5 protein-coding genes are annotated in these 20,313 nt (G+C 73.5%); 3 read left to right on the top strand and 2 right to left on the bottom strand.

Annotated features, from left to right (window positions below):
- Positions 1 to 106 precede the first annotated feature (106 nt).
- The 3 genes from BX285_RS30635 to BX285_RS30645 are packed head-to-tail and all read left to right on the top strand — an operon-like array spanning position 107 to position 16,321.
- Positions 107 to 5,722, top strand: coding sequence for a non-ribosomal peptide synthetase (locus tag BX285_RS30635; protein ID WP_121178883.1), 5,616 nt, complete (start codon positions 107 to 109; stop codon positions 5,720 to 5,722).
- Positions 5,723 to 5,765: 43 nt separating this feature from the next.
- Positions 5,766 to 15,068, top strand: a complete 9,303-nt coding sequence (locus BX285_RS30640; protein ID WP_121178884.1) for a non-ribosomal peptide synthetase — start codon at positions 5,766 to 5,768, stop codon at positions 15,066 to 15,068.
- On the top strand, positions 15,065 to 16,321 hold the full coding sequence (locus BX285_RS30645) for an MFS transporter (RefSeq protein ID WP_121178885.1): 1,257 nt from the start codon (positions 15,065 to 15,067) through the stop codon (positions 16,319 to 16,321). Before BX285_RS30640 ends, BX285_RS30645 begins: the two co-directional genes overlap by 4 nt.
- Positions 16,322 to 16,408: 87 nt before the next feature.
- On the opposite strand, the gene BX285_RS30650 is transcribed toward BX285_RS30645, so the two are convergent.
- Together BX285_RS30650 and BX285_RS30655 are read right to left on the bottom strand one after the other, a co-directional pair.
- Positions 16,409 to 17,932 carry a glycosyltransferase family 39 protein gene (locus BX285_RS30650; protein ID WP_097234922.1) on the bottom strand — a complete coding sequence of 508 codons (1,524 nt, stop codon included), beginning with the start codon at positions 17,930 to 17,932 and terminating at the stop codon, positions 16,409 to 16,411.
- A gap of 271 nt (positions 17,933 to 18,203) precedes the next feature.
- Positions 18,204 to 20,138, bottom strand: a complete 1,935-nt coding sequence (locus BX285_RS30655; protein WP_147465250.1) for an ABC transporter substrate-binding protein — start codon at positions 20,136 to 20,138, stop codon at positions 18,204 to 18,206.
- Positions 20,139 to 20,313 lie beyond the last annotated feature (175 nt).

Here is a 20,313-nt window from a genome sequence, read left to right on the forward strand (position 1 = left end):
TCTTCCGTCAAGTGTGTGGCTGGGCCGCCTCCCCTCTGGGGAGACTGGGCGACCAGGCACGGCCTCCGCCGTGTCAGCGATGCGCAGACCGAGGGGGAGACCGCACGTGACCCACGAAGGGTTCCTGGCAGCAGGGCCGGCGTCGGACCAGGCCGTCGAGCACGCGGTGACCCGCTTCCCGGTGGACCGCCCACGGCCGGCGACGCCCGCCGAGGCCACCGCGACACACCGCTTGACGCTCGACAGCGCGCTCACGCAGGGCCTTCGGCAGCTCGCCGAGTCGGCCGGCGGCACGCTGTTCGGCGCGCTGGCCGCCGCCGGCCAGGTGCTGTCCGCCGTGTACGCGGGCGAGGACGAGGTGACCGCCGTCGTGCGCGGTCGCGCCACCGGGGACGACGGCGCGTCCGTCGTCCTGCGGACCACCGTCGACGGCGCGCTCCCGTTCGAGCGCCTCCTCGGCGAGGCCTCCGCCGCGGCGGGCGCCGCACTGCCCGGCGAGTACGCCGTCGCCGACCTGGTGCTGCGGTTCGCCGAGACCGACGGCGCACTGGAGGTGTGCGTCGACCACCACCCCGAGGTGCTGGAGCCCGCCACCGTCGAGCGGTTCGCCGAGGCCTTCCACACCCTGCTGACGGGCGTGGTGGACCGGCCGGGCCGGCCGCTGGGCGAGCTGGCGCTGGCCCCCGAGGCCGAGCTGCGCCGCCTGCTCGTCGACTGGAACGACACCACCCACGAGTTCCCCGCGCACCGCAGCCTGACGGACGTCTTCGCCGAGCGGGTGCGGCTCACCCCGGACCAGCCGGCCGTGCTCTTCGGCGACCAGCGGCTCAGCTACGCCGAGTTGAACGAGCGGGCCAACCGACTCGCCCACCGCCTGCTCGCCGAGGGCGTCACCACCGAGTCCCGGGTCGGCCTGCTGCTGGACCGCTCGGTGCACGCGGTCGTCTCCATCCTGGCCGTGCTGAAGGCCGGCGGCGTCTACGTCCCGCTGCACGCCGCCTACCCCGAGGACCGCGTCCGCTTCGTCCTGACCGACGTCGGCGCCGAACTGCTGCTGACGGACCGGGCGATGGCGGCCAGGGCCGCCGCGGCCGAGGTCCCGCTGCTCGTGGTGGACGACCCGGCCACCACCGAAGGCCGGCCCGCCCACGACCCCGAGGTGGAGCCGGACGCCCGGCAGCTCGCCTACATCATGTTCACCTCGGGCTCCACCGGCACGCCGAAGGGCGTCGCGATCACCCACTCCGACGTGGTGGCCCTGGCCTGGGACCGCCGCTGGCGCGAGGCGGCGCACCGGCGCATCGTCTTCCACTCCCCGCACGCCTTCGACGCCTCGACCTACGAGCTGTGGGTGCCGCTGCTGACCGGCGGCGAGATGGTCATCGCCACCGAGGAGCCGACCCCGGCCCTGGTCCGCGAACTGATCACCGAGCACGGGGTGACGGCGGTCTTCCTCACCTCCGCGCTGCTGCGCCTGTTCGCCGAGGAGGCCCCCGACTGCTTCGCCGGCGCGGCCACCGTGATCACCGGCGGCGAGGCGCCCTCGCCGGAGGCGCTGGAGCGGGTCATCACGCACTGCCCCGGCACCGTGGTCATCAACGCCTACGGGCCGACCGAGGCCACCACCTACACCCAGTTCCACGAGCTGTCCCTGGAGCAGGTGCGCGCCCGCGTCGTGCCGATCGGCCCGCCGCTGGACAACACCCGGCTCTACGTCCTCGACGCGTGGCTGCGCCCCGTCCCGGTCGGCGCGCCCGGCGAGCTGTACGTCGCCGGCGACGGCCTGGCGCGCGGCTACTTCGGCCGGGCGGCGCTGACCTCCGAGCGCTTCGTCGCCGACCCCTTCGGGACCGGGCAGCGGCTCTACCGCACCGGCGACGTCGTGCGCCTGCGCGCCGACGGCTCGATGGACTACCTGCGCCGGGCCGACAACCAGGTCAAGATCCGCGGCTTCCGGATCGAGATCGGCGAGATCGAGGCCGCGCTCACCTCGCTGGAGGACGTCACCGACGCCGCCGTCGTCGTGCACGAGGCGCGCGGTGCCAAGCACCTGGTCGCCTACGTGGTGGCGCAGCGCGGCCGGGAGGCCGACCCGGAGGCCTGGCGGGAGGCGCTGGCAGCGCGGCTGCCCAGCTACGAGGTGCCGTCCTGGTTCGTCACCATGGACGCGCTGCCGCTGAACAACAGCGGCAAGGTCGACCGCCGCGCGCTGCCCGAGCCGCAGATCGAGCTGCCGGCCGCCGCGGAGCACGTCGAGCCGCGCACGGACACCGAGCGGCTGCTGGTCCGGCTGTGGGCCGAGGTGTTCGGCGTCGAGCGGGTGGGCGTCACCGACAACTTCTTCGAGTTCGGCGGCGACTCCATCCTGGCCATCAAGGTCGTCTCCCGGGCCCGCGCCCACGGCATCCGGCTGACCGCCAAGGACCTGTTCCTCACCCCGACCGTCGAGGAGTTGGCCCAGGTCGCGGTCCGTACCGAGGACGCGGCCGGTGCAGCCGGCGCGGCCCCGGCGGAGCGTCCGCTGGTGCAGCTCACCGACGCCGAGACCGAGCGCCTGGCCGCCGGCGGGGCCGTCGAGGACGTCTACCCGCTGACCCCGATGCAGAGCGGGATGCTCTTCGACGCGCTGATGACCGGCGACACCGGTCTGCACCTGATCCAGTTCGACCTGGTGCTCGACCACGTCGAGGACCCGGACCTGCTCGCCCGGGCCTGGCAGCAGGCGGCCGACCGGCTGCCCATCCTGCGCACCGCCGTGGTCTGGGAGGACGTCAGCAGCCCGGTGCAGGTGGTGCGCGCCGCGGCCACCCTGCCCGTCACCGTGCACGACTGGCGGGAACTGGCGGAGGCCGACCGGCAGGAGCGCTGGGAGGCGCTGCGCGCCGCCGACCGGGCGGCCGGCGTGGACTTCGCCGCCGCGCCGCTGGCCAGGGTCGCGATCATCCGGCTCGGCGACAGCAGCGTCCGGGTGCTGTGGTCGATGCACCACATCGTGATGGACGGCTGGAGCGGCGCCGAACTGCTCACCGAGGTCGCCGCCGAGTACGCCCGGCTGCGCGACGGCGAGGGCCCGCAGCCGCAGCCCCGGGTGCCGTTCCGGGACTACCTGCACTGGCTGGACGGGCAGGACCAGGCCGCCGCGGAGGCGCACTGGCGGGGCGTGCTCGGCGGGTTCGACGCGCCGACCCGGCTGCCCTACGACCGTCCGACCGCGCCGGAGTACCGGCCGCGTGCGACCGGGATGGTCGAGGTGGACATCGCCGCCGAACTGTCCGCCCGGCTCGTGGACATGGCCAAGCGCACCAAGCTGACCCCGAGCACGCTGCTGCAGGGCGCGTGGGCGCTGCTGCTGTCGCGCTACAGCGGGAGCCAGGAGGTCTGCTTCGGCGGTACGGTCTCCGGCCGCACCCCGGACCTGGCGGGCGTCGACTCCATCGTCGGCATGCTGGTCAACACCCTGCCGGTGCTGGTGCACGTGGACCGCGACCAGGACCTGGTGGCCTGGCTGGCCGGGCTGCAGGCCGAGCAGGCCCGCGCCCGCGACTTCGAGACCGTGTCGCTGACCCAGGCGCAGTCGTGGAGCGGCCTGTCCGCCGGCGACAACCTGTTCGACAGCATCATCGTCTTCGAGAACTACCCGTTCGACGAGCGGGCGTTCAGCGCGCACGGACTGGAGCTCAGCCACTTCGACACCGAGACCGGCTCGGGCGCCGCGCTGGGCGTCGTGGTGCTCCCCGGCGACCGGATCACCGTGCGGCTGCACTTCGACCCGGCGCTGTTCGAGGCGGACACCGTGCGCCGGATGGCCGACTACCTGCGGACCCTGCTGGAGGCCTTCGCCGGCGAGCCGGGGCGCACCGTCGGCGAGCTGCCGGCGCTCTCGGCCGCCGAGCACCGGGTGCTCGTGGGCGGGGCGGCGGGCGCCGCCGAGGACCGCTCCATCGAGCACCGGATGCACGAACTGGTCGAGGCGCAGGCGCAGTTGCGCCCGGACGCGGTCGCGGTGGAACTCGACGACCAGCGGCTGACCTACGCCGACCTGGACGCCAGGGCGAACCAGCTGGCCCACTTCCTGATCGAGCGCGGCGTCGGCAGCGACGTGCTGGTGGGCATCGCGACCGAGCGCAGCCTGGACCTGTTCGTCGCCATCCTCGGCATCCTCAAGGCCGGCGGCGCGTACGTGCCGCTGGACCCGGACTACCCGGAGGAGCGGCTGGGCTTCACACTGGCCGAGACCCGCCCCCCGGTGGTGCTGGCCCACGAGCGCAGCATCAGCCGGTTCCCGCAGACCGACGCGGACCTGGTCTTCCTGGACCGCGACTGGCCGGCCATCGCCGAGTACCCGGAGACCGACCCCAAGGCGGCGGGCAGCCCCCGCGACCTCGCCTACGTCGTCTACACCTCCGGCTCCACCGGCCGGCCCAAGGGCGTGGCGGTCGAGCACCGTTCGCTCTACAACACCGTGACCGCGGTGGTCGGGCCGTACGGGCTCACCCCGGACAGCCGGGTGTTCCAGCTGTGCTCGATGAGCTTCGACACCGGCGTGCAGGACCTGTTCACCACCTGGGCCGCCGGCGGCACGATGGTGGTGCCGGCCCCGGACGTCGCGCGCAACGGCGCCTACCTGGTCGAGCACATGCTCGCGGGCAGGGTCACCACCGCGTCCATCCCGATCACCGTGCTGTCCTCCCTCGACCCGGACTCACTGCCCGGGATGGACACCGTCCGGGTCGGCGGCGACGTGGTCGTGCCCGAGGTCGCCGAGGCGTGGGCCCGCGACCACCGGGTGATCAACAACTACGGGCCGACCGAGGCCGGCGTGACGGTCAGCCTCTTCGAGGTCGAGCAGGGCGCGGGCTACCGCAACGTCCCGCTGGGCGCGCCGCTCGCCAACACCCGGGTGTACGTGCTCGACGACCGGCTCTCCCCGGTGCCGATCGGGGTGCCCGGCGAGCTGTACGTCGGCGGCGTGGGCCTGGCACGCGGGTACGTCGCCAACCCGGCCAAGACCGCCGAGCGCTTCGTCGCCGACCCGTTCGGCCCGGCCGGATCCCGGCTGTACCGCACCGGCGACGTGGTGCGCCTGCGCCCCGACGGCATGCTGGAGTTCGTCGGCCGCACCGACCACCAGGTCAAGATCCGCGGGTTCCGGGTGGAGCCCGGCGAGATCGAGAGCGTGCTGCTGCGGCACGACGCGGTGGCCGAGGCCGCGGTGACGGTCTGGCCGGACGACAAGGGCAACAAGCGGCTCGTCGCCTACTTCGTGGCCCGGCCCGGAGCGCCGGCGCCGACCGCGGAGGAGCTGCGCCGCCACCTCGGCGGCACGCTGCCCGACTACATGATCCCGGCCGCGATCGTCCTGCTGGAGCGGATGCCGCTCAACCACAACGGCAAGCTCGACCGCTCCGCGCTGCCCGCGCCGAGCCGCCAGGACGGCGCCGATGCCGCGTACGTCGCCCCGAAGGACCCGACCGAGGAGGCGCTGGTCCGGATCTGGTCCGAGGTGCTGGGCATCGAACGGGTCGGCGTCGAGGACGACTTCTTCGCCCTCGGCGGGGACTCCCTCAACAGCCTGCGCATCGTCGCCCGGATGCGCACCGCCTTCGGCGTCGAGGTCACCCCCCGGGACCTCTTCGAGGGGCTGACGGTCGCCGCCCTGGCCACCACCATCCGCGACCGGATCCTGGCCAAGGTGCTGGAGATGGCCGCAGCCCAGTCCTGAACGCGTCGGACCCGAGCTTCTGAAAGTGAGAGAAGAGAACAGCATGGAACTGCCATCCGCCGCGAAGGACCAGCTGTCGGCGCTGCCCGACCATCTGCGGGAGCTCCTCCTGCGCCAGCTCGCCGGTGAGGCCGAGTCCGTTCCCGAGGAGGACGCCTCGATCGCCCCGGTGCCCCGGGACGGCGCGCTGCCGCTGTCGGCGAGCCAGCAGGGGCTGTGGTTCCTGGCCGAGCTCAACCCGGGCAGCGTCGAGTACAACGCGCCGCGGGTGCTGCGGTTGACCGGCGACCTGGACGTCGAGGCGCTGCGCGCGGCCCTGGACGCCGTGGTCGCCCGGCACGAGGCGCTGCGCACCACCATCGGCGAGGTCGAGGGCCGCGGCACCCAGGTGGTGCACGAGCCCGGTCGGGTGCCGGTCGAGGTCGTCGACCTCGCCGGCCTGCCGGAGCCCGAGCGCGCCGCCGAACTCGCCCGCTGCCTGGAGCGCGAGGCGTCCACCCCGTTCGACCTGCGCCGCGGTCCGCTGTTCCGGGTCTCGCTGGTGCGCCTGGCCGCGGACGAGCACGTGCTGGTGCTCGGCCTGCACCACATCATCGGCGACGGCTGGTCCATCGGGCTCCTGGTGGACGACCTCAACGCCGGGTACGCGGCGCGGGTGCGCGGCGAGCAGGCCGACCTGCCGGGGCTCCCGGTGCAGTACGCCGACTACGCGGCCTGGCAGCAGGAGCGGCTGGCCGGGCCCGAGGTGGCCGGTCAACTCGACTACTGGCGCAAGCAGTTGGCCGGGCTCTCGCCGGTGGAGCTGCCCTCGGACCGGCCGCGGCCGCCGGTGCTCGGCTCGGCCGGCGCGATCCACGGGATCACCGTGCCCGCGGAGCTGACCCGGCGGCTGACCGAGCTCGCCTCGCGCAGCGGCGCCACGCTGTTCATGACCCTGGTGGCCGCGAGCCAGCTGATGTTCGCCCGCTACTCGGGGCAGCAGGACATCGCGGTGGGCTCGGTCACCGCGGGTCGCGGCCGGGTCGAACTGGAGCGCCTCATCGGCTACTTCAGCAACACCGTGGTGCTGCGCTCGCAGGTGGACGAGGCCCGCTCCTTCACCGACTTCCTCGGCGACGTCCGCTCCACCGTGCTCGACGCCTTCGCCAACGAGGAGGTGCCGTTCCAGCGGCTGGTCGACCTCCTGCGCCCCGAGCGCGACCCGAGCCGCCCGCCCCTGGTACAGGTCATGGTCAACCTGCAGAACGCGCTGGAGGCGAAGACCGAACTGCCGGGCCTGCGGGTCACCGAGGTCGACCCGCCGCTGCACGTGGCCAAGCTGGACGTCTCGCTCGACTTCTTCGAGCAGGACGGCGCGCTCACCGGCTACATCGAGTACAGCACCGACCTGTTCGACCCGGCGACGATCGAGCGGATGAGCGGCCACCTGGTGACCCTGCTCGACGCCGTCGCCGCCCGGCCGGACGTCCCGATGCGCGACCTGCAGATGCTCCCCGACGCCGAACTGCACCTGCTGAACACCGAGTGGAACGGCCCCACCGTCGAGTACGGCCCCTCCCGGTGCGTGCACGAGCTGTACGACGAGCAGGCCGCGCTCACCCCCGACGCCGTCGCGGTCAGCTGCGCCGGCCGGGAGCTGACCTTCGCCGGGCTGGCCGCCCGGGCCAACCAGCTCGCGCACCACCTGATCGGTCTGGGCGTCGGCCCGGGCACGCTGGTCGGCGTCTGCGTCGAGCGCGACGTGGACGCGATGGTCGCCCTGCTCGGCGTGATGAAGTCCGGCGCCGCGTTCGTCCCGCTCGACCCGGACTACCCGGCCCAGCGGATCAGCATGATGCTGGAGGACGCCGCCGCACAGGTGGTCGTCACCCAGACCTCGGTGGCCGACCGGGTCGCCGGGCACGAGGCGACCACGGTCCTCCTCGACCGCGACCGCGCGGTGATCGACGCCCTGCCCGACACGGCGCCCGAATCCGGCGTCGCCGTGGACGACCTGACCTACGTGATCTACACCTCGGGCACCACGGGCAAGCCCAAGGGCGTGAAGATCAACCACCGCAACGTGCACCACATCCTGCGGGCCTGGAACGCCCAGTACGGCCTGGACGAGATCCGCGGCCGCGCGCTGTGCGTCGCCAGCTTCGGCGTCGACCTGTTCCTCGGCGACTTCCTGTTCTCCGCGCTCTTCGGCGGCGAAATGGTGGTCTGCCCCGCCGAGGTGGTCACCGACCCGCCCGCGCTCGCCGACCTGATCGCCGAGATCCGGCCCGAGATCCTGGCCACCACCCCCTCGCTGGCCCGGGCCATCAGCACCGAGCTGGCCTGGCGCGGCGGTGGCGGCCTGGAGTCGGTGCGGCTGCTCTCCCTGGGCGCCGAGGGCTGGCTGGCCGGCGACGCCGCCGACCTGCTCGAACACGTCGGCCCCGACACCCTGACGGTCAACGCCTACGGCGCGACCGAGACGACCGTCGACTCCACCGTCTTCGCGCTGCGCGGGGACCCGGTCGAGCCCTCGCCGATCGTCCCGATCGGCAAGCCGATGGTCAACACCACCGTGTACGTCGTGGACGAGCTGCTGCGCCCGGTGCCGATCGGGGTGCCCGGCGAGCTCTACATCGGCGGCGGCGGCATCGCCCAGGGCTACTGGGACCGGCCCGAGTTGAGCGCCGAGCGGTTCCCGCTCGACGTCCGCGGCCCCGGCACCGGCCGGTTCTACCGCACCGGCGACGTGGTGCGCTGGCGCGGTGACGGCAACCTGGAGTACCTCGGCCGCGCCGACGACCAGGTCAAGATCCGCGGCTTCCGGGTGGAGCTCGGCGAGGTGGAGACCGCGCTGGCCCGCCACCCGGGGGTCGCCACCGCCGCGGCCGTCGCCCGGCGGGTCGAGGGCGGCCACACCCGGCTGTTCGGCTACGTGGTGCCCGCCGGCGACAGCGCGCCCGACCTCGCCGACCTGCGCGCCTTCCTGGCCGGCAACCTGCCGAGCCAGGCCGTCCCCTCGGCCATCATGGTCCTGGACGAGCTCCCGATGACCCCGAACGGCACCCTGGACCGGCGCGCCCTGCCCGAGGTGGCCGAGCCCGAGGCCGACCCCTCCCAGCGCGTCGCCCCGCGCACGCCGGTGGAGACCGTGCTGGTCGACGTCTGGGCGAAGGTCCTGGGCGTGGAGCCCGACCGGATCGGCGTCGAGGACAACTTCTTCAACCTCGGCGGCGACTCCATCCTCAGCCTCCAGGTGGTCTCGCTCGCCCGGCGCGCCAACCTGCGGCTGACCACCAAGCAGATGTTCCTGCGCCAGACCATCGCCGAACTGGCCGGCGAGGTCACCGTGCTGACCTCGCCCGACGCCGAACAGGGCCCGGTGGTCGGCCCGGTGCCGCTGACGCCCGTCCAGCACTGGTACTTCGAGGAGTTCCCCGACGCACCCGGCCACTTCAACCAGTCCCTGTTCCTCGAACTGGACCCCGAGGTCGACGCCGCCGCGCTGAGCGCCGCCTTCGGCGCCGTGCTCGACCACCACGACATCCTGCGGATCAGGGCCGAACGGGTCGGCGGGGTGTGGCGCCAGCGCAACGACGCCGCCGAGGCCACCACGGCCGACAACGCCCCGCTGGACGTCGTCGACCTGTCCGGCCTCGACGACACCGCCCGGGACGAGGCGCTGCGCGCGGCGGTCACCGCCGTGCAGACCGGCTTCGACATCCGCACCGGTCCGCTGTTCCGGGGCGTGCTCTTCACCCTCGGCGCCGGCCGGGCCCCCCGCCTGTTCATGGCCGCCCACCACTACGTCGTGGACGCCGTCTCCTGGCGGGTCATCATGGCCGACCTGGACACCGGGCACCGGCAGGCCGCCCTCGGCCGGAAGATCGACCTGGGCCCCAAGTCCACCTCCTTCCGGGACTGGTCGCAGCGCCTCACCGCCCTGGTGGCCGACGGCGGCTTCGACACCGAACTGGAGTACTGGACCGGCGTCGAGAAGGCCACCGCGACCGCGGCCGCACTGCCGGTCGACCTCCAGGGCGACAACACCGCCGGCTCCGCCCGTACCCTGACCCGGCGCCTGAGTGCCGAACGCACCGACGCCCTGCTGCGCAAGGTGCCGGAGGCGTACCGCACGCAGGTCAACGACGTGCTGCTGAGCGCCCTCGCCCGGGTGCTGCGCGACTGGGCCGGCGGCACCGTGCCGGTCGAGCTGGAGGGCCACGGACGCGAGGACCTGTTCGACGACGTCGACCTCTCGCGCACCGTCGGCTGGTTCACCACCGTGTTCCCGGTGGCGCTGGAGCTGCCCGAGGGCGACGACTGGGGCGCCACCCTGAAGTCCGTCAAGGAGCAGCTGCGCACCGTGCCCTCCCGCGGTCTGGGCTACGGCGCCCTGCGCTACCTCGGCGAGGCCGGCGCCCTGGGCCGGGGCCGGCAGTGCCAGGTCGGCTTCAACTACCACGGCCGCTTCGACGCCGGCAGCGGCGAGGAAGGCCTCGTCCGCGGCTGGTGCGAGAACCCGGGCGTGCCCGACCGCAGCCCCGAGCAGGCCCGGCAGTGCCTGATCGAGGTCACCGGCATGGTCCGCGACGGCGAGCTGGAGTTCGGCTGGGAGTACTCCGGCAACGTCCACCACGAGGAGACGGTCGCCCGGCTCGCCGAGGCCTTCCTCGCGGCGCTGGAGCAGATCGTCGAGCACTGCGCCCGGCCCGGCGCCGGCGGGTGCACCCCGTCGGACTTCCCGCTGGCCGGGCTGGACCAGGCCGCGGTGGACCGGATCGCCGGCGACGGCCGCTCGGTCGAGGACGTCTACCCGCTCACCCCGATGCAGAGCGGCATGCTGTTCCACTCGCTCGGCGGCGACGGCGACGTCTACCTCACGCACTTCGGCGCCGTGCTGGACGGCGTCGCCGACCCGCAGCGCCTCGCCGAGGCCTTCCAGCGCGTGGTCGACCGCACCCCGATCCTGCGCACCGCCGTGGTCGGGGCCGACGTGGACGTCCCGCTGCAGGTCGTCCGCCGCGACGTCCGGCTGCCCGTGACCCACCTGGACTGGAGCGGCCTGTCCGCGCAGGAGCAGCAGGCCCGCGCGCAGGAGCTGTGGGAGAGCCTGCCCGCGCTGGAGGTCGACCTCGCCGAGGCGCCGCTGATGCGGCTGACCATCGCCCGGCTGTCGGCGGACAGCGTCCAGGTCTACTGGTCCACCCACCACCTGCTGCTGGACGGCTGGAGCTTCGCCGACGCGCTGAACCAGGTGTTCGAGGAGCACGCCGCGCTCGGCGGCGCGCCCACCCCGGCGCCCAAGCCGCGCCGCCCCTACCGGGACTACGTCCAGTGGCTGGCCGAACAGGACGACGCCGCCGCCGAGGCGCACTGGCGCCGCACCATGGCGGGCTTCGCGGCGGCCACCCCGCTGCCGTACGACCGGGTGCCCTCCACCGCGCACGGCGCGCGCTCCTCGCGCGACGTCAACCTGCGGCTGCCCGCCGAACGCTCCCGCCGGCTCTACGAGTTCGCCAAGGGCGCCCGCCTGACGGTGAACAGCGTGGTGCAGGGAGCCTGGGCACTGCTGCTCGCGCGGCACAGCGGCGAGCACGACGTCTGCTTCGGCGCGACGGTCTCCGGCCGGCCCGCCGAACTCGCGGGCGCGGACGAGATCGTCGGCCTGTTCATCAACACCCTGCCGGTGCGGACCACCGTGGACAGCGGCCTCGACCTGGTGTCCTGGCTGCGGCGGATGCAGGACGAGCAGGTCGAGACCCGCCAGTTCGAGCACGTGTCGCTGGCCCAGGTGCGCGGCTGGAGCGAAGTGCCGCGCGACTCGGACCTGTTCGACAGCATCGTCATCTTCGAGAGCTTCCCGTACGACCGCGACGCGCCCGCCCGGCACGGCCTCGTGGTGCGCGAGAGCAACGGCGCGGAGGAGACCAACTACGCGCTCACCCTCACCGCCTACACCACCGACGAACTGCACCTGCGCCTCGGCTACGACCCGCGCCTGTTCGACGCGGACACCGTGGAGCGGATCGCCGACCGCCTGGCCACCCTGCTGGACGCCTTCGCCGACCACGCGGAAGCCCCGATCGCCCGGCTGCCGCTGCTGCCCGCCGCCGAGCGGACCGTCCTGCTGGACGGGTGGAACGCCACCGGCCGCGAGACCGGGCAGGCCACCACCATCGAGCTGTTCGAACAGCAGGCCGCGGCCACCCCGGAGGGCACCGCCCTCGTGCACGGGGACACCAGGCTCAGCTACGCCGAACTGGACGCCCGCGCCAACCGCCTCGCCCACCACCTGCTGGCGCACGGGCTGCGCCCCGAACAGATCGTCGCCCTGGCCTGCCCGCGCACGCCCGACCTGCTGGTGGCCATGCTGGCGGTGCTCAAGACGGGCGCGGCCTACCTGCCGCTGGACCTGGACCACCCGCGCGAACGCCTGGCCTTCATGGTGCAGGACGCGGCGCCGGTGCTGGCCCTGACCGGCGAGACGGCCGTCCTCGATCTGCCCGAGGGCACTCCCGCCCTCGCGCTCACCGACCCCGAGGTGATCGCCGCGCTGGCGGCCCGCCCGGCGACCAGGCCGGAACCGGCCGCGGCGTCGAGCCCCGACAACGCGGCCTACACGCTCTACACCTCCGGCTCCACCGGCAAGCCCAAGGGCGTCGTGGTCACCCGCGGCAACCTGCGCAACTTCGTGCTGGACATGCGGGAGCGCACCGCGATGACCCCCGCGGACCGGCTGCTGGCCGTGACGACCGTCGGGTTCGACATCGCGCACCTGGAGCTGTTCGTGCCGCTGATCAGCGGTGCGGCCGTGGTGCTGGGGGACAAGGAGCTGGTGCACGACCCGGAGGAGCTGCGCCGGGTCGTCGACGCCGAGGGCGTCACGGTCGTCCAGGCGACGCCGAGCCTGTGGCGCGGCGTGGCCGAGGGCGCCCCGGACGTGCTCGCCCGCATCCGGGTGCTCGTCGGCGGCGAGGCGCTGCCCACCGAGCTGGCCGAGGCGCTGACCGCCGGATCGCCGTCGGTGACCAACGTGTACGGGCCGACCGAGACCACGATCTGGTCGACCGCCGCCGAGCTGACCCGCGGCGCCACCGGTGCGCCGCCGATCGGCCGGCCGATCGCCAACACCCGGGTGTACGTGCTCGACGCCGGCCTCCAGCCGGTCCCGCCCGGCGTGCCGGGCGAGCTGTACATCGCCGGTGACGGCGTGGCGCGCGGCTACGCCAACCGCCCCGACCTGACCGCCGGCCGCTTCGTCGCCGACCCCTACGGGCCGGCCGGGGAGCGGATGTACCGCACCGGCGACGTGGTCCGCTGGAAGGCCGACGGTGTCCTGGAGTTCGTCGGCCGCGCCGACGACCAGGTCAAGATCCGCGGCTTCCGGATCGAGCTCGGCGAGATCGAGACGGTGCTGGACGGCCACCCCGAGGTCGGCTCGGCCGTCGTGGTGGCGCGCGAGGACCGGCCCGGCGACAGGCAGTTGGCGGCCTACTTCGTGCCGGCCGGTTCTCCCGGCGTGGCAGCCGCGGAGCTGAAGGCGCACCTGGCGCGGCAGCTGCCGGCGTACATGGTGCCCGCGTTCTTCGTGGAGCTGGACGTCTTCCCGCTGACGCCCAGCGGCAAGGTCGACCGGCGGGCGCTGCCCGCCCCGGGCACGGTGGCCGACACCGACGCGCCCCGGGTCGCCCCGCGTGACGCGACGGAGGCCGCGCTGGCCGCGATCTGGGCGGACGTGCTCGGCCGCCCGGTCGACACCATCGACGTGACCGGCGACTTCTTCGACCTCGGCGGGAACTCGGTGCTGAGCGTCCAGGTGGTCTACCGCGCCCGGCGGGCCGGCTGGCACCTGGTGCCGAAGGACCTGTTCGCGCACCCGACCATCGAGCGCCTGGCGGCGGTCGCCGAGCCGACTGCTGTCTCGCCGGCCGTCACGGAGCCCCGTGCCACGGAGCCCGTTGCCGCCGAGCAGCCCGTCGCCGGGCGGCCGGCGCGGACCGAGGCGCCCGGATACGCCGGGGCGCCTGCCCTCAGCGGCGAGTTCCTGGCCGCCCGGCTCGCCGAGCTGGCGCGTGCGCACCGGGTGCCGGGCGCGCAGCTCGCCGTGCGCCACGAGGGCCGTCTGCTCACCGTCGAGACGGGGGAGCGGGTGGCCGGGAGCGGCCTGCCCGTCACCACCGACACCGCGTTCCCCATCGCCTCCCTCACCAAGCCGGTGACCGCGCTGCTCGTGCAGCAGCTGGCGGCCGACGGGCGGCTCGACCTCGACGCCCCGATCGGCGCCTACCTGCCCGAGCTCTCCGCGGCCGGCCCGGTCGGCCGGGTGACGGCGCGCCAGGCCCTCAGCCACACCGGTGGGCTGGTCGCCGCGATCGAGGAGCGGGTGCCGAGCGCCGACCGGCGCACCTGGGTCGAGAAGCACTGCGGCGAGAGCGCCGTGCTGCACCAGCCGGGCACCGCCTTCTCGTACTCCGACCTCGGCTACGTGCTCGCGGGCCGGCTGGTCGAGGTGCTGACCGGCACGGACTGGCGGACGGCCGTGGAGTCGCTGCTGCTGAGCCCGCTCGGGATCACGGCCGCCTCCAACGGGCAGCCGGGGGAGCGGCCGGTGGCCCAGGGCCACGTGCTCCAGGGCAGCGGGGCGCAGGACGGTGCTCTCCTGACCGTGCCCGAGCAGTCCTTCACCCCGATCGACGACCCCGCCGCGGGCCTGGCGGCCAGCGCGGCCGACCTGGTGCGGCTGGCCGGCGTGCACCACCGGACCGCGTCCGGCGTGCTCGACCCGGCGGCCGCCGAGGCGATGCTCCGCGACCTGACCGGCGGGCTCGCCGTCGGGCCGTTCGGCCTCGCCGACGGCTGGGGGCTCGGCTGGGCCGTCTTCCGCGGCACCGGCGGGGACTGGCACGGGCACGACGGCAGCGGTGACGGCACCTGGTCCCACCTGCGCTTCGACCCGGCGACCGGGACGGCGGTGGCGCTCACCACCAACGCCGGCACCGGGGCCGGGCTCTGGGAGGACCTGCTCGCCGAACTCGGCGCCGCCGGGCTCCCGGTGGCCAACCACTCGCTGCGGGAGCTCACCGACCCGGGAGCGCCCGTCGCCGGCCCGGCCGAGTGCGCGGGCGGGTACGCCAACGGCGACTGGGACTGCCTGGTCGAGGCGGGCCCCGACGGGCTCACCCTGTCCGTCGGCCACGGGCCGCGCTCCACCCTGACCTGCTACGCCGACCTGCGGTTCACCACCGGAGGCGGCGGCGGGGTGCCGGGCACCGGCCGGTTCGTCCGCGACCCCGGGACGGGCCGGGTCACGGCACTCCAGCTCGCGGGCCGGCTGCTCGGGCGCACCGGGACGACGGCCGGATGACCGTCGAGCTGAACACCGGTTCCGTGACGGCGGCGGCGCTGCCGCCGCTGTCACGGAACCGGAACTACCACGTGCTGTGGGGCAGTCAGCTGGTGTCCGAACTGGTCAGCCAGCTCTGCCTGATCGCGTTCCCGCTGACGGTGCTGGCGGCGACCGGCTCCGCGGCCCGGATGGGGGCCGTCTCCGCCGTCATCGCGGCCGCGCACATGGCGGCCAACGTCCCGGCGGGCGTGCTGGTGGACCGCTTCGACCGCAAGCGGGTCATGCTGGTGTGCCAGTGCGCCCGGGCGGTGGCGATGGCGAGTCTGGCGATCGCCCTGTACGCCGGCCACTTCTCCCTGGCGCACCTGCTCGCGGTCGCGGTGGCGGAGGGGCTGCTGGGCGCGGCCTTCGACCCGGCGGAGCACGCCGCGCTGCCGCAGGTCGTCCCCGAGGAGCAGCTGTCGCAGGCGGTGGCGCGCAACACCGCGCGCCGCTACATCGCCACGCTGCTGGGCCCGGCGGGCGCGGGCTTCCTGTTCGCCGTCGACCGGATGGCGCCGTTCGCGGTCGCCGTCGGGCTGCTGGTGGCGTCCTGCGTGGTGCTCTGCTTCCTCCGCCTTCCGCGGCCGGTGCCGGCGGGGGAGTCCGAGAGCGCGGAGGAGCCCGAGAAGGCGGGCCTGCTCGCCGACGGGTTCCGGTGGGTGCTGGGGCACCCGGTGATCCGGCCGACGCTGGTCTGGCTGATGGGCTGCGAGCTGGTCATCTCCGCGCTGATCATCATCGTGCTGGCGAGGTCCGGCGAGGGCGACCTGGCCCCCGGCCAACTGGGCGTGATGATGACCGGGTTCGGCATCGGCGGCCTGCTGGGCGCCGCGGTCGCGGGCCGACTGCACGCCGCCCTGCCCGCGCCCGCCGTCATCCTGGGCTTCCCCTGGACCGCGGCGGTGCTGACGCTGCTGCTGGCCCTGGTACCGGCCGGGGTGCCGACCGGTGTGGTGCTCGGCGGGATCGCCTTCCTGATCCCCACCGCGTTCACCACGGTCATGACCTACCAGCTGACGGTCGCCCCCGACGAGCTGCGCGGCCGACTCAGCGGTGTGGTCGGGCTGTTCGCGGGCGGCGCCGGCGCGGTCGGCCCGCTCGCGGGCGGGCTGCTGATGTCGGGCGGGAGCAGCCGGCGCAGTCTGTTGATCTGCTGCGCCTGCCTGGCCGTCGTTGCGGTCGGCACCACCCTGAGCCCCAAGCTGCGGCGGTTCCCCACGTTGAAGTGAGGTACCGAGCACCCGGGCAAGACCGTGGCCCCTGTCCCTCACACCGGTGAGGGACAGGGGCCACGGTCGTGTCGGGGACAGGCCCGCTCAGTCGGTCAGCGAGCAGCCCTTCTCGCTCTTGGCGGTGATGGCCTCGGCCGTGTACGGGCAGCTGAAGCCGATCCAGGTGAGCTTGGGCCACAGCTTGGCCCAGGGCTCGCGGGGGTTGTGGCAGACCAGGAACGGGGTGTCCTTGTCCGCGACGGGCAGGTCCGTCTCGAACTTGCCGACGGAGTCGCAGCTCTCGAACAGGGCCGAGAACTGGTCGCGGTTCACGCCGACCGCGATGACCACGTTCTTGTCGTCGCCGGGGGTGCCGAAGTCGGCGTAGGAGTTGTGTCCGCTGTAGACCTGCGGCAGGCCGTTCTGCGGGCCGAACTTGTCCAGGGCGCCCGCCAGGCCGTAGTGGTTGGCGTAGACGACGGCGTGCTCGCGGTCCTGCGGGGAGAGCGAGCGGTTGACGGCGGCGACCTCCTCGGCCAGCTGCGGCCAGCGCGACTGGTCGAGCTGGAAGACCCCGAGCGACTTCAGCACCGGGTTCGACCCGTACACCGCGATGGGCAGCACCGGGAGCATCAGCACGGAGGAGAGCACCAGGTTGGCCACCAGGGCGGTGCCGGCCAGCGAGCGGCGGACCCGGGTCTTCGCCCAGTCGACCGTCGCGACGGAGCCGGCCGCCAGCAGCACCAGCGGCAGACCGCCGGTGTACTCGGGCTTGCCGCCGATGGCGAGCAGCAGCACCACCAGGAACAGGTAGCCGACGCCGACGAACCGGAAGTCCCGCCACGCCGGGCGGCGCAGCAGCGCCACCAGCCCGGCGACCCACACCGGGGTGAGGAACAGGCCGATCAGGATCACCTGGAACGGGACGAAGGCGACCCGGGAGTCGTCCCCGAGGGCGACCTTCAGCGCGTCGCTCATCTCCACCGCCGGCCAGCCGTGCGAGATCTGCCACAGCACCATCGGCACCGCGAACACCGCGGCGATCGCGGCCCCCAGCCACAGGTGCCGGCTGCGCAGGACCGCCCGCGGCCCGGCCACCAGCAGGCCCACCAGCAGGGAGAGGACCAGCAGCACCACGAGGTTCTTGGCGAGCAGGCCCACCCCGGCGACCGTGCCGATGGCCAGCCAGAGCCGGGTGTCCCGGGTGCGCTGCAGGCGGATGAACAGCCAGCCCAGGGCGACCCAGGTGAGCAGGTCGGGGATGTTGGTGGTCAGCACGTGCCCGGCGTTGAGCGTGACGACCGTCGCGCCGGACGCGGCGGCGGCGAAGAGCTGGGCGCCGCGCGCGCCGCCGAGTTCGCGGGCGGTGAGGCCGGCCACCCACACCACCAGGCAGGCCATCAGCGCCGGCACCACGCGGAACCCGACCAGGGTGTCGCCGAACAGCGTGGTCTCCAGCTTGGCGATCACGGAGACCAGCGGGGGCTGGTCGACGTACCCCAGGGCCAGGTGCCCGCCGGAGGCCCGGTTGTACAACTCGTCGACGTGGTAGCCGTTTCGCCCCGACAGGGCCATCAGCACCACGCCCAAGCCGGCGGAGACGGCGAGCAGCGGCCGCCGGTACAGCACGGGAACCGCCGTTAAGCGGTCCTGGGAAGGGGCCGGAGGAACTTCAGTCGTCGTCGCCACGTGTCCACACTCTTTCTGTCCGCGGTTTCGGCCATGCGGATCGGATTGTCTCGGCCACGTGGCCGACGGGCGACCATGTTGACTCGTAGGAAAAGCTCCCAGGCGCCGACTCGGGCTCAGGCTCGGGCTCGGGCTCGGCCGTGACGACCGGTCGGCCCCTCGCCGGACGCGCGGGGCGTCCGGCGAGGGGCCCGGTTCCTGCTCTCGCGCCCTACTTGGTGTAGTACCAGAACTCCGGCTGGTAGCCCTCGAAGGGGTCCTGGACCGGCATCCGGAGGCCGTCGGCCACCTCGTAGATGGCCACGATGTCGTCGGTGTAGATCACCGGCTGGTGGTCGTTGACGTAGTCCTCGTAGGCGTACATGTCCTGGATGTCGTTGCTGGTGATCGTCTTGGCGATCAGCTGGTCCAGGTGCGGGTCCGAGTAGCCCCAGACGTTCGCCGCGGCGCCGGTGGCGAAGAGGGAGTCACCGGTCGGGTAGAGCTGGGGCGAGTAGACCCAGCCGCCGTAGAGGGCGGCGTCCCAGGCGCAGCCGGCGGGGTTGGCCGGGGTGCACAGGGAGGCTTCGCTCTGGAGGTGGTCCACGGGCACCTCGGCCAGGTTCACGGAGATCCCCGACTGGGCGAGGTTCGTCCGGTAGGCGGCCATGATCCCCGGCAGGTCGGCGTTGCCGGCCTGGTAGTCCAGGTCGAACTCCGCCTTGTCGCCGGCGGCGATGTCGGCGCCGCACTGCCCCGGGCCGGTCCCCGGGTTGCGGCACACGGCCGGGGTGGTGCTCAGGTCCCAGCCGTTGGCGGCCATCAGGCTGCGGGCCTCGGCGAGGTCGAACTTCATCCGGTGCTGCTGGGCGTTGGGCGACAGCGGGTTGCCCTCGGGGAGGGCCGGCACGGCGCCGATCGTCGGGTGGCCCCAGCCCTTGCGGGGGCCGTCGATGACGCCCTGCTGGTCGTAGGAGTCCTGGAGCGCCTTGGTGAAGTAGGCCTGCCGGAACAGCTTTCCGTGCCGGCTGCTGCGGAAATTGAGCTGGTAGTAGCTGATCGAGTCCAGGTAGGTCCGGGGAGCGATGTGGTAGCCCTGCCCGGCCAGCGGGTTGCCGGCCTGGAGGTCGGCCGGGTCGTACCGGGCCGCGTGGGCCTTGGGCAGGATGCCGATCTGCAGGGCGTTCGGGCTCGACGCGCCGGCCTGCAGGTCCGCGTACTGGGCCTCGGCGTTCTTGTACGGGACGAAGTCGACCTCGTCCAGGTACGGCTTGTGGACGCCGGAGTAGGCCTTGTTGCGGACGATGGCGTAGGCGCCGGAGGCCGCGTCGTAGGACTTGAGCTTCCAGGGGCCGTCCGAGATCTGCCAGAGCGGGTTGGTCGCGAAGGTCTTCTTGTCGACGGAGGCGGCGCTGAGGTGGCGGAAGACCGGGTCGCAGTCGGCCTTCAGCGTCGGGGTGTCCACGGCGTCCGCCGAACATCTGCCGCGCGCGCCGTCGGGGCCGGTGACGTCCCAGGCCCGGGGCATCGGGGTGATCGTGGTCAGGACGTTCTGCAGCACCCAGGTCCGGTTGTAGGCCTGGTCGAAGGTGATCGAGATGCCGTGCTCGGCGACCGAGGTGGAGACCACGTTGTCCGGGAAGTAATTGGTCGTCGTCCCCGCGATGGTCATCGGCGGCGTGTAGTAGCCGTCGTGTTCCTTCTCGGCCTTGGCCATGTTGATCCAGAACTGGACGTCGCGGCCGGTGAGCCGTTCGCCGTTGCTCCACTTCCAGTTCTTGAGGCGGATGGTGACGGTCCGTCCGTCCTCGCTCCAGACCGGGGCCTGGGCCGGCGACAGGTCGTCGTCGATGGCGATCCTGTCGTCCCGGCCGGCGAAGTACAGCGGGCGGAAGAAGAACTGCTGGAACTCGCCGATGTTGATCGAGGTGACCTGGTTGACGTCCATGAACGGCCAGATCACGTTGGGGCTGTCGTTCGGCCGCTGGGCGATGCGGACCGTTCCGCCGTGCTTGGGCTGGGGCTTGCCGACCGACGTGACACCGGTGACGCCGGTGTCGTCGGCGGAGTTCGCGGCGGCGGCGGTCGTCGCCGCTCCGACGGTCACGAGGGCGACGGCCACCACACCCGCCTTCGCCAGGATGCTGCGGACTGTGCCGTTGTGCATGGGGACCTTCCGTTCGAAGCGGGACGCCGGGGTGGTCGTGAGCACCGCCGGGTCAGCTGGGCCCGATGTCGGCGCCTCCGCCGGAGCCTCCCGTGTACGCGGAGTGCGGTGCCGCGTCCCCGGCCCGGACGGAGATCTTCTTGACCATGCCCCTTGATGCCCTCTCGTGAGTGAA

Source organism: Streptomyces sp. 1114.5 (genome assembly GCF_003635085.1).
GTDB lineage: Bacteria > Actinomycetota > Actinomycetes > Streptomycetales > Streptomycetaceae > Kitasatospora.